The 16586-nt window shown below is 40.2% G+C and carries 12 protein-coding genes; 7 read left to right on the forward strand and 5 right to left on the reverse strand.

The window, feature by feature from the left end; genetic code table 11:
- The first annotated feature begins 136 nt into the window (after positions 1–136).
- The 6 genes from B5G52_RS03875 (at position 137) to B5G52_RS03900 (ending at position 7337) form a co-directional block, all read left to right on the forward strand.
- Positions 137–2548 (forward strand): TonB-dependent receptor, encoded by a 2412-nt coding sequence (locus B5G52_RS03875; RefSeq protein WP_087531380.1) that lies wholly within the window; start codon positions 137–139, stop codon positions 2546–2548.
- 33 nt (positions 2549–2581) lie between these two features.
- Positions 2582–3985 (forward strand): 5-methyltetrahydrofolate--homocysteine methyltransferase, encoded by a 1404-nt coding sequence (locus B5G52_RS03880; RefSeq protein WP_087531381.1) that lies wholly within the window; start codon positions 2582–2584, stop codon positions 3983–3985.
- A gap of 177 nt (positions 3986–4162) precedes the next feature.
- Positions 4163–4726, forward strand: a complete 564-nt coding sequence (locus B5G52_RS03885; RefSeq protein WP_087531382.1) for a diguanylate cyclase — start codon at positions 4163–4165, stop codon at positions 4724–4726.
- Positions 4723–5832, forward strand: a complete 1110-nt coding sequence (locus B5G52_RS03890) for a beta-ketoacyl-ACP synthase III (RefSeq protein ID WP_087531383.1) — start codon at positions 4723–4725, stop codon at positions 5830–5832. Before B5G52_RS03885 ends, B5G52_RS03890 begins: the two co-directional genes overlap by 4 nt.
- Position 5833: 1 nt before the next feature.
- Entirely contained in the window at positions 5834–6520 is a 687-nt protein-coding gene (locus B5G52_RS03895) for an iron-containing redox enzyme family protein (RefSeq protein ID WP_087531384.1), read from the forward strand.
- A complete protein-coding gene (locus B5G52_RS03900; RefSeq protein WP_087531385.1) occupies positions 6513–7337 on the forward strand; it encodes a hypothetical protein in 825 nt (274 codons plus the stop codon). The genes B5G52_RS03895 and B5G52_RS03900 overlap by 8 nt, the downstream gene beginning before the upstream one ends.
- Positions 7338–7520: 183 nt before the next feature.
- On the opposite strand, the gene B5G52_RS03905 is transcribed toward B5G52_RS03900, so the two are convergent.
- The 4 genes from B5G52_RS03905 to B5G52_RS03920 all read right to left on the reverse strand — a co-directional run bounded on the left by B5G52_RS03905 (position 7521) and on the right by B5G52_RS03920 (position 13272).
- A complete protein-coding gene (locus B5G52_RS03905) occupies positions 7521–8816 on the reverse strand; it encodes a DEAD/DEAH box helicase (protein ID WP_087531386.1) in 1296 nt (431 codons plus the stop codon).
- Positions 8817–9003: 187 nt separating this feature from the next.
- Positions 9004–10380, reverse strand: a complete 1377-nt coding sequence (locus tag B5G52_RS03910) for a P-loop NTPase fold protein (protein WP_087531387.1) — start codon at positions 10378–10380, stop codon at positions 9004–9006.
- Positions 10381–10577: 197 nt separating this feature from the next.
- The gene (glmS, locus tag B5G52_RS03915) at positions 10578–12398 is read right to left on the reverse strand and encodes a glutamine--fructose-6-phosphate transaminase (isomerizing) (protein WP_087531388.1); all 1821 of its coding nucleotides are present in this window, start codon (positions 12396–12398) and stop codon (positions 10578–10580) included.
- Between the two features lie 112 nt (positions 12399–12510).
- A complete protein-coding gene (locus B5G52_RS03920) occupies positions 12511–13272 on the reverse strand; it encodes a DeoR/GlpR family DNA-binding transcription regulator (RefSeq protein WP_087531389.1) in 762 nt (253 codons plus the stop codon).
- Between the two features lie 180 nt (positions 13273–13452).
- Between B5G52_RS03920 and B5G52_RS03925 the strand changes: the two genes are divergently transcribed.
- Positions 13453–13980 (forward strand): sugar O-acetyltransferase, encoded by a 528-nt coding sequence (locus B5G52_RS03925; RefSeq protein ID WP_087531390.1) that lies wholly within the window; start codon positions 13453–13455, stop codon positions 13978–13980.
- A gap of 95 nt (positions 13981–14075) precedes the next feature.
- On the opposite strand, the gene B5G52_RS03930 is transcribed toward B5G52_RS03925, so the two are convergent.
- Positions 14076–16511, reverse strand: coding sequence for an ABC transporter permease (locus B5G52_RS03930; RefSeq protein ID WP_176372497.1), 2436 nt, complete (start codon positions 16509–16511; stop codon positions 14076–14078).
- Between the last annotated feature and the right edge of the window lie 75 nt (positions 16512–16586).

The raw sequence follows: 16586 nt of genomic DNA on the forward strand, positions 1-16586 counted from the left end.
CCAGCAGCATGAACTGTAAATAACTGTTTTTTATAAGACCCACTTAAAAATCTCTACACAATAGTTAATTTTCACTTGATACAGTATAACATTTCAAGCACAATTGATATAGTATAACATCCAACAAGGTAGTCAAATGAAACGAAGATCTCAATTAGCTGTTTTGATAGCAGCTTTATTACCTGCAAGTGTGCTTGCAAATTCTATTGAAGGCACAGTACTCAACAACCAAGGTAAAGTTGTTGCTAATGCAACGGTAGAAGTTGAAGGCTCAGACGTAAAAGTCGCCACCGACGAAAATGGTAAATTTGTCATCGTAAATTTAAAAGATGGCTTAAAAGAACTTCATGTTGTTGCACCTGGGTACGCTCACCTTCATCGCGACATCACAGTAAGTGGCGATGAAAACCAGTCAATTACATTTAATTTAAAACGTTCTCCAATCGAAGTAATCGACATTGAAGCAACGCCTATTCATATGTCGGCAATGGAATCAGCGTCTCCTGTCAGTGTGCTATCTGGTGAACAATTAAGACGCCAGCAAGCAGCAACCTTAGGTGATAGCCTTGAAAAACTCCCGGGTGTTAATACCAACTTTCATGGCAAAGTAGCCAGTACCCCTATTATTCGTGGTTTAAGCGGCCCTCGTGTATTGATCACTCAAAACGGCCTTGATGTCAGTGATGTATCAAGAGTGGGCCCTGATCACTCTGTTGCTTCAGAAGCGTCAACTGCGCAGCAAATCGAAGTATTACGTGGTCCTGCAACATTATTTTATGGCAGCGGCGCAATTGGCGGTGTTGTTAATGTCGTTGATAACCGTGTGCCAACAGATAGCACAACGCGCGGCGAGTGGAACCTAGAACATAACTCTGTTGATAATCAAAAAGTGGCTTCGTTTAATGCCACCACAGGCACTGATTCATTCGCATTTTATGCCGATGCTTTTTGGCGTGAAGCTGATGACTATGAAATTCCCGTAGCTGCTGAGTTAGATCACGATGATCATGAAGAGCACAGTGGTGATTATACAGTTGAAAACAGCAATGAAGAGTCTGATGGTTTCACCGTAGGCGCCAGCTATTTAATGGACCAAGGTTTCATTGGTATCGCTATTGAGCAATTTAATCGTCAATACGGTATTCCTGGCCATACACATGGCGGCGAAGAAGAAGAGCACAGCGAAGAAGAAAGCGTATACGCTGACTTAGAGCAAACTAAGGTGCAATTATTAAGCGAGTATAACCTAGATAATGAGTGGCTTAATAAAATAAACCTTCGCGTTGGCCACACTGATTACAAACATGCCGAAATTGAAAATAGCCTAGTGGGCACCACATTCAAAAATGAAACAAATGAGTTCCGCGTAGACTTAATGCACAACCCATTTAGTGAGTGGAATGGTGGTTTAAGTTTTCATTACAAACAAAGCGATGTTGAAGCACAAGGAGAGGAAGCATTTACTCCACCTTCACAAACACAAAGTTTTGCTGTCGCACTAATGGAAGAAAGACACTTTGGTGACTTTTTAGTGCAACTAGGTGGTCGTGTTGAACGTGTAACTATTGATGCAGACAACGCGCTATTGCCTAATATTGACGCTCACGCTCATGATGAAGAAGAGGCTGATGAGCATGATCACGACCATGAAGAAAGCACTGCAATCACTCGCGTATTTGACGTAGAGCACGAGTTTACCCCGGTTAGCTTATCTGCTGGCTTAGTGTGGGACTTTACCCCTAGCTATAATTTAGGGTTGTCAGTATCACGCTCAGAGCGCGCTCCTTCGGCTTCTGAATTATTATCATTCGGTGCGCACATTGGTACTGGTACTTACGAAGTAGGTGCGTTATTTGATGTTGATAAAGACGGCCATTTTGGCTTGTCTGAGCAAGCGATAGACCTAGAAACAGCCAACAACATTGATTTAACCTTCCGTAAAACGCAAGGTGATATCGGCTTTATTTTTAATGCTTTCTACAACCAAGTAGACAACTATTACTACCAAATAGATACGGGCTTATACGCTGAAAGCGGCCATAGCCATGGTGATGAAGACGGTCATGATCATGGTGATGAACACGACCATTCATCTGAATTACCGGTTTATTTATTCAAAACAGATGACGTCATTTTACATGGTTTTGAAGCACAAGTGGCATGGCAGTTAACTGATGAGTTTAAAGTCGATTTATTCTCAGATTACGTTCGCGCCCGCTTAAAAGACGGCGGCGATTTACCACGCACACCACCACTTCGTTTCGGTACTGAGTTTAGCTATCAAACAGAAAAGCTGAGCGCACACCTACACGTGACTCGCTATCAAGAGCAAGACCGTACCGCGCCAGAAGAAACAGCTACTGACGGTTACACCATGCTTGATGCCAGCGTTTCATATGATTTATCAGTGCTTAATCAAGATGTCTCCCTGTATTTACGTGGCACTAATTTAACAGACACCGAAGCACGTGTGCATAGTTCATTTTTAAAGAATATAGCACCACGTCCAGGTCGTAGTTTTGCACTTGGTATTCGCGGTTACTTTTAAGCGCTAAAAAAATTATAAATTAAGGAAATTAACATGACTAAATTATTCAAATTAAAACTGATTGCACTGGCAATAAGCAGCACACTAATCACCGCTTGTGGCGATGCAGAAACCAATATCGTTGAGAAAAATCCGATAGAAGTGCCTGATGACCATGATCACGGTGATGGTGACGATCATGACCACGGTGATGAATACACTATTGATTCATTAGGGCGACTTGTAGTACTTGCTAACGACAGCAACACAGCAAGCTTTTTTGATTTAGACGATAATGAACTTTTGGATACATTTACCCTTACCAATGATTCGAATACGCTGTCATCGTCACCTGATTTTCGTTATGCAGTGATTGCTAGTCGCGCACAAGATTACCTAGGTTTTATCGACGGTGGTTTATGGCGTGAAGACCACGGCGAGCATTTACACGACTACAAGCAAGGCCCAGCAGCTAGCAGCTTTGAGTTAACCAGCGGTAGCCGCCCAACGCACCTGGTTAAACACGATGGTAAATTAGCTATCTTTTACGATGGTGATGCAGAGTCAGGTACGGTTGCATCTGTTGAAGTATTAACAGATAACGACATCACAAGTGCAACAGCAGCGTTACCGGGCATCACTTACGATATTAATATGCACGGTGTTGCAGAGCCTCGTGGTGAGCATTTACTATCAACCATTCGTCGTGATGATGCTGAAAGTACATCAGTTGCTAAAATCCTGCCAGACCAAGTGGGTGTTTATCATTTTCATGATGGTGAATATGAGCTTGAACAAACTTTAGAGTTAACTTGCCCTGATTTACATGGCGCAGCACAAAACCACGATTACGTAATATTTGGTTGTAGCGATGGCGTACTATTAGCTCATCAGCATGATGACGAATACGAAGCTGAAAAAATAGCGAATATTGCAGCCGTTGGCGATCTACGTATTGGCACTATATATGGCCATGAAAACAGCGAGAGCTTTATTGGCGTTGCGTCTGGTCATGGCGGCGGCCCTGCCGTAATTGTAAGCATCGACCCTGAAAATGCTGAAATGGAAGAATTAGAATGGCAACTAGCTGATGGCGCAAGTGCCATTTCTTACTCTTTCTCCGCCAACGGCGAGCACTTTTTAGTATTAGACAGCTTAGGCTTTTTAAACGTGCTTGAAGCACATGCACACGACGACCACACACACTGGGAATTAGCAGGCCAAGTTGATATCACTGAAGAAGACGTAACAACTATGCCTGAAGGCATGAAGTTTAGTATGACAGTGGCGCAAAATGGTCAGTTTGCTTACGTAGCCGACCCAATCGCTCAACATGTGGTACAAGTACACCTTGAAGACTTAGAAATTGAAGGTGAACTAGAGCTAACATTCCCACCAGCGGCAATCACTTGGTTAGGTATTGCAGAAGAGGAAGAAGAGCACGACCACGAACATTAAGCTCTACTAGTCGCATCATACGACACATGAAAAAAAGGTTGGTACAAGTGTACCAACCTTTTTTAATGGCTGATATTTGCAAAACTTCACCATCAGACCCAGAGCATCAATGATAACTAATCCTTTGACTAAAAAACCATAAAACCATACTATTTATGAAAAAAGGAACACTCGTGTATGGATACATCCTTATTACTCATCAACGCATTACTTTACTTTTTCTTACCGCTTTGGGGGATTGTCGGGTTTGTAGACTGGTGTTGCCACAGAGCCACAAACATTGAAAGCACTTCAGGTATCAAAGAAACGTTTATGCACTCGGTTATGGGCATACAGATGGGTCTTCCCATCGTGCTTTGTCTTATATTTGATGTAAATGCACTCATTTTACTTATTTGTATTATCACATGGATTTTGCACGAGTTAGTTGCTCATATGGATGTGGCTTATGCCTCTCCAATAAGAGAAATCTCTATTTGGGAAATGCATGCCCACACTTATTTGGGCTCATTACCTTTATATATGTTATCGAGCATCGTTGTTATTAATTGGGATCATTTTTTAAAGCTAATTACCTTTGATCTAAATGGAGAAATGACCTTTAAAATACTCGAAAACCCTTACGGTACATCAGGCTACTTACCTGCTTATTTAACATTTATGGCTATTGTATGTATTTTCCCCTACATGGAAGAAAACCTCCGTTGTATTTTTGCTTACTTTAAAGGAAGAAAAGTTTGAACGTCTACATAAATAGTACTGGTCGCTATTTACCAGGAAATCCTATCAATAATGACGAAATTGAAGCTGTATTAGGTTTAATTAATAACAAACCTAGTCGTCTAAAAAATAAGATTTTAAAGTCTAACGGTATAAAAACACGTCACTACGCCATAAATACAGAACAACAAACCGTTGAGAGCAACTGCAATTTAGCAAAAAAAGCAGCTTTAAACTGTATTGAAAACAGTTTTCTACCAAGTAGAAAAATCAAACTTTTAAGTACCGCCACTAGCCAAGGTGATATGGTTTTACCCGGCTTCAGTAGCATGTTGCAAGCCGAACTCGATATTCCTGAAGTAGAAATAAATACAAGTCATGGTATCTGCTCTAGCAGCATGATGGCACTCAAATACGCGTTCGCTAATATCAAAGCAGAGTTAAGTGATAACGCATTAGTAGTAGCAAGCGAGCTTGCTTCTCGACTATTCAAACACTCGCGTTATGAAGCTATTGAAGATGACAGCATTGATTTTAATGCTGAGTTCTTACGCTGGATGTTATCAGATGGCGCCGGAGCTTTACTGCTTGAAAATACCCCTAGATCTAATACTACAAGTTTAAAAATCGAATGGATAAAAAGTTTTTCTCACGCTGACGTTTACGATACCTGTATGTCATTAGGCAAAAGCAAGAATGACGAAATAAAAACCTGGCAAGACTATCCGACTTACGCTGAAGCTGAAAAGTCAGGAGCATTACTACTCAGACAGGATGTCAGATTATTAGATAACATTGTGGCAGTTGGCGTGAACGGATTCTTAAAGCTCATCAGCACTGGTGATGTCAATGTTGATAAAATCGATCATGTGCTTTGCCACTTTTCATCACACTACTTCAAAGGAAAAATTTTTGAAATGCTAGCACAAGCAGGTACTTTCATCCCTGAAGAGAAATGGTATACAAACCTATATGAACGAGGTAATACCGGCTGTGCTTCATTATTTATTATGCTTGATGAATTTATAAAGACTCATACTTTAAACTCAGGCGATACTATTTTATGCATGGTTCCCGAGTCAGGGCGATTTAACTGCGCTTATATGCTGCTAACGGTAGAGAAATAACATGGAACATTACATTCAAACCGAACTTGGTAAAAAATGCCTACAAGAATTACTACAAGTATGGCTTGATTTTGACCGCAACTTATCAAAAGTGCCAATCGTAAAGCGATTAGAAACTGGCAGACTAAGTCAGCAAGATTACTGTCATTTATTACTCAATATGCGCCAACAAGTCATTGAAGGCTCAAGATGGATCAGCCGCAGTGCATCAAGTTTCGACCGTAATCACAGTGATATTCGCTCTAGCGTAATTCATCATGCTCATGAAGAACATCGCGATTACTTAATGTTGGAAAAAGACTATCAAGCAGCCGGAGGTGAGCTAGCAGACATACAAACTGCCGAGCGAAACGTTGGCTCAGAGGCTCTTCACGGCTACCTAATGTACAGTGCAAGCAAACCGAATCCTGTCGCACTCATCGGCGCTATGTGGATCATTGAAGGACTAGGAAACAAAATGTCAATCAAGTGGGCTAAGCTCATTAAAGAACACTTGCAACCATCTATAAATATCACGCGGTTTCTAGAGTATCACGGTAAAAACGATGAAGATCATCTAAAAGAACTTTATCAACTGATTGATCGCGTCGCGTCATCTAAAGATAACGTAGCATCAATCGTTAAAACAGCGAGAGTAGTAGGACGCCTCTATTGTCTACAACTTGAAGAAGTCGATAATTATGAATAATCATGAAAGTGCTTACCTAAGAGCAATCAAGGCTGATGACTCTATACCTATAGAGCAAGAAGCCTTGACACTATGGCACAAAGATTTAGAAAATAGTTTTCGTTGGACACTAAGACCCATTTTGCAATTTTTATTTGCGATTCTACTTCATATCATTTGGTTTTTAAAAAGACTACCATTACCACAATTTAGCGCTCACTCCTTTTTACAAAAAACAATCTGTTGGTTTTGTAAGAATTTTGTTTCGCCAGAAGCTAACTTACTTATTTTGAGACACTTTGCTACAGAATCAAATATTTTAAATTTCCTTTCAGAAAACACAAATCATAGCTACAGAGTTAACTTATACCCAAAAATAATAGACGACATGCTAGAAAATAGCTTTGTTGATCACGACCAAGAATTGTTTGAATCATTTGCGCAACTAGGCAATATTCAATCAAATATTAATGAGTCTACCGAATATCATTGGCATAGTTGGCAACCAATTAATATGAAAGACTTTTTCATAGAACACAAAGCAACACAAATCATTGATTTTGAAACAGCCCATGCGTTATTTATGTGCTTATTCTGCTTACTTTTAAAACGCGACGAATACCGTGATGCTATTAATGGCTTTAACCTCGATCACAGCATAGCAATTAGAATAGGAAAAATAATAAACGATAATTCATTAACTGAGTACGCGTATAATAAATATCCACATTACTTAGTTGGTCCATGGAACTTAGGACAACGGTTTTTAATGCACGGCTTTTTTACCGAGCACATGTACGCCAAATTGGAAGCCATGAGGCAACAACAAATGGCTTGAACTCATAAAGCGTTAGAGTCTTGATAGCTGGGTTGTCGCAGTAGAAGTTTTTTAAACGTACTTAAAACATTAAACTCGCGCGCGTTTAAACCGCTAACCTTTTAGGCTAGAGCCATAAAACGCAAAACCCGTAATTAACTTAATTAATTACGGGTTTTTACTATGCTTTAATTGACTGAACTACTAACGACGCCAGCCGCTCCATACGTCATCTTGTTGGTTGGTTTTTTTCTTCTTCTTTTTACCAGTGCCTTCAGGTTTTGCCATTGGCTTGTCGTTTTTAAGCGCCTGTGCGGCATCAAGGTTGGCTTGATTTACAGCAAAACCTGTTACCTCTTCGCGCTCTAAACGAAGTTTGTTTTTCTTCTCAATGATTTTAAAGTGATGGAAGTCTTCATAATCTATTAGTGATAACGCTAAACCTACTTCACCAGCGCGGCCGCTTCGGCCAATACGGTGCATATAATCAGCTGGGCTGCGCGGTAAGTTAAAGTTAATTACCACAGGCAGTTTAGCAATATCTAAGCCACGGGCAGCAATATCCGTGGCTATTAGCACGTCTATTTCTCCATTTTTAAACTTTTCAATTACCAGAGTACGTTCGCTTTGGCCTTTATCACCATGGAACACTTGCGCGTTCACGCCGCGCTTTTCAAGCTTACTGGCTAAATGCTCACAGTCTTTTTTGGCGTTTACAAAAATAAGCGCCTGACGCCATTGATGCGCTTTAATTAAATGCGCTAAAACCGTAGTTTTTTCACCTTTATTTACGGTAAATACACGCTGCACTAAAGTGCTTTCATCTTTGCTTTGAACTTGTATTTCAACAGGGTCGTTTAGCAGTTCTTGCGTTAATAGCTTAACTTGCTCAGGGAAAGTCGCTGAGAACAACATGGTTTGCTTTTTAGCTGGCATAAGCGCTAGTAGCTCAGCAAGCTCTTCAGTAAAGCCAAGGCTTAACATGCGGTCTGCTTCATCAAGCACTAAGGTCGTTACTTTATCGAGCTTAATAGCATTGCTTGAGATTAAATCGAGTAAACGCCCTGGCGTTGCAACAATAATATCGGCGCCGCCACGTAATGCCTGCATTTGGGTATTAACCGACACACCACCAAACACAGCTACTGTTTTAATCGCGCCATTAAAGTTTGCAGAATACGACTTAACGCTATCAGCCACCTGCGTTGCCAGCTCTCGCGTAGGCACTAGAATAAGCCCTGAAACAAAGTTACCTTTGCTCGGCGCTTTATTAGCACCTTGTGCTAAAAACAGCGTTTGTAGCATAGGTAATGCAAAGGTTGCCGTTTTACCTGAGCCGGTGTTCGCCCCTGCAATTAAGTCACTTCCCGCCAAGATACTTGGAATTGCTTTTGCCTGAATCGGCGTAGGTTGCGTGTATTCAAGATCAGACAATCGAGCAATTAGCTCTGGAATAAGGCCAAGTTCGTTGAAATTACTAGGATTTGCGGCTGAGGTCATAAAAGGTGCGGGCTCATTACTAAAAATAGCCTGCAATTTTAGCGTATTTATTGCCCGTTAAGTAGAGATTAGTGATTTTAATGTTTTTATAGGTAACAGCTGCGCGATTCGAGCTACAAGCTCTAAGTATACTTTAGCTCTGATTATTTTTGCTCATTAATACGAAAAGGGAGTTTTCCCCCTTTCTTTAAGATATAAAACGACCTGCACGCTCAACTAACTCAGGGTAATGTAATATCGAAAACTGTCGATTTTGGTTAAAGCTAAAGTCATGTAGGATCATATCGCCAAGCTCCGCTGAACATTGTTGAATTTCTGAAGATTTTATTCCGGTTTTTCCTAGTAACTTACTTATAATGCTAATAATTTTACCTTCATAGGCTTTATTTGAATCCAAGTTTGACTCAGGGTTACTCATTTTTTCAATAAAAACATTCCAATCTTGACTAGAGTTAGCTCGAAATTTATCTTTCCACATTGGTATCGTAATTTTATATAATTCTGGCTTACTTATTTTTAGGATAGCTAAAAATACTAACGGTAACGTATATAGCCTTTCTTCAGTTGTTAGCTGAATTGCTTGTAAAATCTTTATGGCTTGTTCAATATCTCGTAAACCCGCATCACATAAAAGAGCTGTTTGAGCCAGCAAATAAGCATTACCACTTTTATGCACAGCAATTAACTTATCATCATTAACAAGCTCTGTTTTCCATAAGTACTCTGAGTAAGACAAGCGATTTGGTGGTGGTAGATGATAAATTTGATCGAAAAATCTATTTAGGTATTTTTTTGATTCAAAATTATTACCATAAATAGCCTTGATTGAATGACTTAGTTGCTCGGATGCAGTAGCAACAACAAAGTAAACGCGCGGTATTTGGAATAAATGTTTAATTGTCTCGAGTAGTTCAATGGCATAACTAGGCCTACATCTGTCTAACTCATCTACGAATATGAAAATTGGCTTTATATCCTTACCAGCCTTTTTCGCGATCTCCCCTAAATTAGTCTTAAAAGTAACAATACTCTTTTCAATACTATCTTGATGTTCTAATGCAATATTTGTTGCTTGAGTAGTTAAACCTTCGACTAATTTATTTGTAGCTTTATTATCTACATCGGATGTTTTACTTGCTTCATCGCTGCCCAACATCAACTCGTTTATTTGATCGAGAGAATAGCCCGTCAATTTTTTTGCTATAAAAGATAAAAGCAGCGGGGCTGCGGCAAGCTTAAATTTATTCCACTTAGTTTTTTGGCTTGCGTTGGCCTTTTTACTAAAAAAAGGTTTTAACTCTTTATCGATTGCAGAAATAAAACCAAGCAAAGGGTTATCTGTAAAGTCCTTCTCCCAAGCATTAAAATAAACGACTTCGCACCCTTTTGATTTTAAATCACTTCGCCAATTTGTAAGAAAATAGGTTTTACCAAAGCCCCACTCTGCATCAATATTTAAAACAAAAGGTTCTTCTTTTTTTATTGTAAACCTATTGAGTAAATAGGCAGTTAGATACTCCGCGTCTTCTTTTCTATTTAACTTATCATCATTCCATGGTGTCATTTTCAGAGTTCCTGATTTTGTTTATAGCTATATTGCCATGAAGACATTGATTACGAAACTTTGTATTCAAACGAAGTTATTTTCACTTTTATTTAATTTAAGTGCCTTGCAGTAATAAAACACGGCTAAAATTATTCACAAAAAAGGCGCATTAAGCGCCTTTTTATCTTTAACAGGTAATTACCAACCCTTTGATTTTACTCAACAGTAACCGATTTTGCTAAGTTACGTGGTTGGTCAACGTCGGTACCTTTTATTACCGCTACGTAGTACGACAGTAACTGTAGTGGGATTGTATATACCACTGGTGCAATCACGTCATCTACATGGTTTACGTTTATAACACGCATGGTATCGTCTGACTCAAAGTGTGAATCTTTATCTGCGAATACATAGATAATGCCGCCACGAGCACGTACTTCTTCTACGTTAGATTTAAGCTTTTCAAGCAATTCGTTGTTTGGTGCTACAACAATAATTGGCATGTCGGCATCAATAAGTGCGAGTGGACCATGTTTAAGTTCACCAGCTGCGTAGGCTTCGGCATGAATGTATGAAATCTCTTTAAGCTTAAGCGCGCCTTCCATTGCGATCGGATATTGTGAACCACGACCTAAAAACAGTGAGTGGTGCTTATCAGCAAACTCTTCTGCTAGGTCTGCAATACCATCAGCAAGTAATAATGCTTCTTCTAATTTGTTTGGTAAGGTTTTAATTGCGTTAACAATCACGCTTTGATCTAAGCCCTTCTCTTGCGCTACAGATGCAGTAAGCATTAACAAACCAACTAATTGCGTGGTAAACGCTTTAGTAGACGCAACACCAATTTCAGCGCCGGCTTTGGTCATAAATGCAAGGTCTGATTCGCGCACAAGTGATGAACCAGGCACGTTGCAAATGGTCATTGAGGCCATGTAGCCTTGCTCTTTCGCTAAACGAAGTGCAGCTAAAGTATCGGCTGTTTCACCTGATTGTGAAATAGTCACAAGTAGACTATTTTCATGCACGAACGATTGGCGATATCTAAATTCAGAAGCAATCTCAACATTACAGCTTACACCGGCAAATTGCTCAAGCCAGTAGCGGGCAACCATACCTGAGTGATAAGAGGTACCACAGGCAATAATTTGTACGTGTTTTACGTCCTTAAAAATTTGCTGCGCACTATCGCCAAATGCATCAATGGCAACGCGATCGTCATTTAAACGTCCGTCTAATGTATTACGTACGGCAAGAGGTTGCTCGTAAATCTCTTTTAACATGTAGTGACGGTATTCACCTTTACCAGATGCATCTTGGGTGATGTTTGACTCAATCACTTCACGCTCAACGGCGTTACCATCTGCATCAAAGATTTCTACGCTGTCACGAGTAATTCGTGCTACATCGCCTTCTTCAAGATAAATAAAGCTGCGTGTTACTGGCAATAATGCTAACTGATCAGAGGCAATAAAGTTTTCGCCAAGACCTAAACCAATTACCAGTGGGCTGCCTGAACGAGCTACAATAATTTCGTTATCATTAGCTTTATCAAATACCACGGTACCAAAGGCACCTTCAAACTGTTTTACAGCCGCTTGCACAGCCGCTAATAAAGTAGTGTGTTGCTGGCGAAGTTGATGAATTAAATGCACCATCACTTCGGTATCTGTGTCTGATAAAAATTCGTAGCCGTCACCTTTTAGCGCTTCACGCAGGCTTGCATGGTTTTCAATAATACCATTATGCACTAAGGCTATTTCGCTGTTTGAGATGTGCGGATGAGCGTTTGCTTCTGTTACGCCGCCATGGGTTGCCCAGCGTGTGTGCGCGATACCTGTTGTGCCCTTTACATCGGCATTTTCAAGTGCGCTTTCAAGGTTAGCAACTTTACCAACCGCTTTTACGGTGTTCAGCGTGTTGCCTTCTAAAAGTGCAACACCTGCTGAGTCATAGCCACGGTATTCAAGGCGCTTTAAGCCTTCTACTAAAATTTTATTTACTGGGCGTTCTGCAACTGCCCCAACGATTCCACACATAGTATTCTCCATTTGCACGTGCCAAAGCGAACGCTTTGGGCCGTATGTGTTGTCATAATGATTAAAAGGCAAGCAAATGTTGTCGGTTTGCTTTTACCTAAAACTTAAATATCTATTTAACCTCAGCACAAATTAACTGTACGCCACATGCTTCAATCGCCCTGCGTGTATCAAGCGCAAGGTTGTTATCGGTGATCAAAGTTGTCACGTTTTGCCAAGGCAATTCTAAATTTGGGATTCGACGACCTATTTTTTCAGACTCAACAAGTACAATTACTTCACGAGCAGTACTAGCCATTACTTGGCTTAAACCCACCAGCTCATTAAAAGTGGTTGTACCGCGCTCAACATCAATGCCATCAGCACCAATAAATAACTGGTCAAAGTCATACGAGCGTAAAACGTTCTCGGCAACTTGGCCTTGGAACGACTCAGAATGGGGATCCCAGGTACCACCGGTCATCAAAAGTGTTGGCTCATTTTCCAGCGCTAACAACCTATTTGCGACCTTAATCGCGTTAGTCATCACCACTAGGCCACGCTTGCTACCCAGTTCTGAGATCATCGCCGCCGTTGTACGCCCACTGTCGATAATTATGCGATTGTGATCTTTAATCAGTTTGGCTGCGGCTTTAGCAATTGCTACTTTACGTTTTGAATCAATATCATCACTAACGATTTCTTTTGGCAGCGCAATTGCCCCACCATAACGGCGTAATAGTAAGCCACTTTTCTCAAGCGCAGTTAGGTCTTTACGAATGGTTACCTCAGAGGTCTGAAACTGCTCAGCAAGAATATCTACAGCCACTTCACCTAACTCATTCACTTGAGTCAGTATAAGATGGCGACGTTGCTGGGTGTTTCGTTTAGTCATTAAGTGAACCATTTAAGTTTCGTTTCGAAAGTTAAGGGATTTTAAACGAAACAACATAAATGGCAAGTGAATGTATAAAAATTCCGCTCATTTCATAAAAATATAATAAATTTCTCTATGCGTTGACCTTACACACAATCAAGTTAAGCTAACAGTAATTATAAATAACGGCGTTAATTCATGAATAAATTCAACAGCCTTGATAAATCATATTTAGAGCAACGTAAAGTCGCCCATGAGACTTGCCGGTTATTTGCAAAAAGCCCCAGCAAGGGTAATTTAAAACGCATTAAGAATTTGCTTGCCCACTCTGGTGAAGGCGTCATTATTGAAGCAGGCTTTCATTGTGATTATGGCAATCAAATCGTTATTGGTGATCGTACTTTTATAAACATTAACTGCACTGTGTTAGATGCACCAATTAATGAGGGTGCAATAAGCATTGGCGACGATTGTTTAATTGGCCCAAACGTTCAGCTATTGGCTGTATCTCATGCGATTCCCCCCACAGAGCGCCTCAATAAAGAAAATTTTGCAGCCCCGATTACTATCGGCAATAACGTGTGGATTGGCGCGGGAGTTATCGTTTTAGCGGGTGTTACCATTGGCGATAACGCTGTCGTGGGCGCCGGGTCGGTAGTGACTAAAGATATTGCTGCAAATACTGTGGTTGCTGGTAATCCCGCAGTGAAAATTAAAGATACTTAATTGTATATATTGCAGGCCGTCATTTATGGCGACTATAATATCAAAGGCCTCTCGGTAAACGAAAGGCCTTAGTTAGAAGATTGTAACTAATTTTTCTATTCATCACGTAAGATAAGCGACGGCCTTGTACTGGCGGCTTTAAAGGCGAGGCTTGCAACGGTCAGCCAAGTAATCGCAGCTACAACAAATGCTGATAAGCCATACACCCAAATAGGTTGCCCTATGCGGTCATTAAAACTATTTAGCCAATTATCTGTTAACCAATAAGCGAGCGGTATACTTACTACTAAGCTCAGTGACACCAGTTTTAAATAAGACACGCTTACTGCTGTTACTAATTGGATGACAGTTGCTCCTAGAACCTTTTTAATCGCCAACTCTTTTTGCTGTGAAAGCACAGTTTGAGATACCAACACCGCAAGACTAATAACGGTTAGCAATGTGCTCAAAATTAATAACCATTTTGATAAAGTTGTTATCCTATGCTCATTTTTATAATTTTTTGCATAATCATCGTCAAATCGGCTCACTTCAGCATCAAGAATGGCAAAACGTGATGTTAATAAAGCAGGGATCTGCCTTTTTAAATCCTCAAATACAGCATCATCGCTTAACTTTATAACAATATTGCCATGACCATTTGGCACGTAGTTGCGGCCTAGGTTAAAAGAAAGCGGTGTCATTTTATGTTTAGCCGAGCCAACTTTCACGTCAGCAACAACACCAACAACCGTGGCGCTTAAGTTCGCTTGTGCACTACTTAGCGTCATACCAATCACTTCTTGCATTGACTCATACCCCGCTAAATGCATCATAGACTCAGTGACAATTAACGCAACGTGCTCAGAGCCATCCGGCTGCTTTTCGAACCAATCACTTTGAAAGTCGCGATTAAAGTCTCTACCCGCTAACAATTTAAGCCCCAATGCTTCAACCACATCAAAACTGGTTACCACTGAAGGAGCAACCCCATCAACTACCTGCCCATTAGGCCAAGTTAGTTGCACACCGCCGCGCACTTGTTCAGTAAGGTTTATGTCGGTTGCACTGAGCGAAGCAACGCCTGGTAAATCGGCAATTGCTGATATTACGCGTGTGTTATCTTTATCAAAAAGTTGTGTAGTTGGAATGTTTTTAACAATGAGTCTATTTTTAGTTTGATAGCCCACATCCATATTCGCAACAAACTCAAGCTGCAACTGCGCAATAACAAATACAATAAATATGAAAGTGGCTAAACCTGCTTGAAAGCTCAGTATACCTTTGACCAGTAACCCCAAATGATACTGATAATGTGTTCTTACTAAGAGTTTTACATCAACATTGGCAACCACTAAGCCTGCATATACGCCATTAAATATACCTATTACACAAGTTATCAAAATAGCCATCAACACCATTGATTTATCAAGCACAAACGAGATATGCGACTCAGCTAGCTGGTTAAAATAATCATGACTCAACTCCACAAATGCCAAAGACAACACTACGGCAAAACCAGTGAGCACAATTGACTCAAAGATAAACAGCCGAAAAAGCTGACCTCGACTGGCACCTATCGCCTTTTTAATCGCTATTTGTTTGGCAGTCCTGCCAACACTGACTAAGTTAAAGTTGATAAAATTACAGGTTATTTGCAAAAAAATAATAAAGATAAGTCCACACGCAATGGCAACCGCAGTGATTGACCCTGCTGCTTTCATTTCATAAGTTGAGCGGCCTTTTAAATAAATATCACTGATATTTATTAATTTATATTGCACTGTTTTGTGCTCTGCTGACTTTGTTGTTAAATACTGCTCAAACAACTTATTTTCAAGCGCAGTAATATCTGTATCGACTGCTGTTTTAATATAAACGTAGCCATGGGGTTGTTGTTCAAGTGTTGTAGGAAATGCTGTGAGTACGTCAAACGCAAAGTGCGTTTGCGCAGGTAAGTCTTTAAATACAGCGCCAATTGTGTAGTTTTGTTCATTTGCACTTAGCCGCTCACCTACCACATTAATATCAGCGAATAACCGGATAGCTTCAGATTCACTAATCGCAAGTTGATTAGGTGTATTCAGCACCTCATCTATATCACCACGCACAACATCTAGATTAATAAATTTCGATAAGTTATTTGATGCAAAATAAACGTTTTTTAGCTTAACCTTAGTGTCGTCATTGTTTGTGCCTACATTTTTTGAGCTTACGACACGGCTTACTTCTGAATAAAAATGGTGACCTACATACCCCATAAATTCAGCCGGTATTAAACCAAATACGTCTTCAACATCACTATCGTTTAGCAGTGCTTGCGCCACCGCTAAATCGCGCATCGGCATTAATGTATCGAAACCAAAACTTGTAAAATCTACGTGCGCCCGATAAACCCGCTGTTTATCCGGCTGATTACTATCATAAGAGAGTTCATACTGTACAAATAAAGCCAGCAATATTACTGCTGCCAATCCTGCACTATAACTCACAAAGTGGAGCCAAAATAATCGAGTCGCTTTTGTTCTTATTGAAGTAACTAATTGTTCCAAAATGATCATCCTTTTCAGTTTGTTAATCGCTGCCAAAATTTAACTCGATACTTTGGCAGCGTTAACATTTTCATC

It is taken from the genome of Pseudoalteromonas sp. A601 (assembly GCF_002165575.1).
GTDB lineage: Bacteria > Pseudomonadota > Gammaproteobacteria > Enterobacterales > Alteromonadaceae > Pseudoalteromonas.

Bases quoted from the DNA above. Each gene is read 5' to 3' on its own strand.
- B5G52_RS03920 (WP_087531389.1), bottom strand. From the start codon at position 13,272: ATGACTAAACGAAACACCCAGCAACGTCGCCATCTTATACTGACTCAA.
- B5G52_RS03880 (WP_087531381.1), top strand. From the start codon at position 2,582: ATGACTAAATTATTCAAATTAAAACTGATTGCACTGGCAATAAGCAGC.
- B5G52_RS03925 (WP_087531390.1), top strand. From the start codon at position 13,453: ATGAATAAATTCAACAGCCTTGATAAATCATATTTAGAGCAACGTAAA.
- B5G52_RS03900 (WP_087531385.1), top strand. From the start codon at position 6,513: ATGAATAATCATGAAAGTGCTTACCTAAGAGCAATCAAGGCTGATGAC.
- glmS (WP_087531388.1), bottom strand. From the start codon at position 12,398: ATGTGTGGAATCGTTGGGGCAGTTGCAGAACGCCCAGTAAATAAAATT.
- B5G52_RS03875 (WP_087531380.1), top strand. From the start codon at position 137: ATGAAACGAAGATCTCAATTAGCTGTTTTGATAGCAGCTTTATTACCT.
- B5G52_RS03895 (WP_087531384.1), top strand. From the start codon at position 5,834: ATGGAACATTACATTCAAACCGAACTTGGTAAAAAATGCCTACAAGAA.
- B5G52_RS03905 (WP_087531386.1), bottom strand. From the start codon at position 8,816: ATGACCTCAGCCGCAAATCCTAGTAATTTCAACGAACTTGGCCTTATT.
- B5G52_RS03885 (WP_087531382.1), top strand. From the start codon at position 4,163: ATGGATACATCCTTATTACTCATCAACGCATTACTTTACTTTTTCTTA.
- B5G52_RS03910 (WP_087531387.1), bottom strand. From the start codon at position 10,380: ATGACACCATGGAATGATGATAAGTTAAATAGAAAAGAAGACGCGGAG.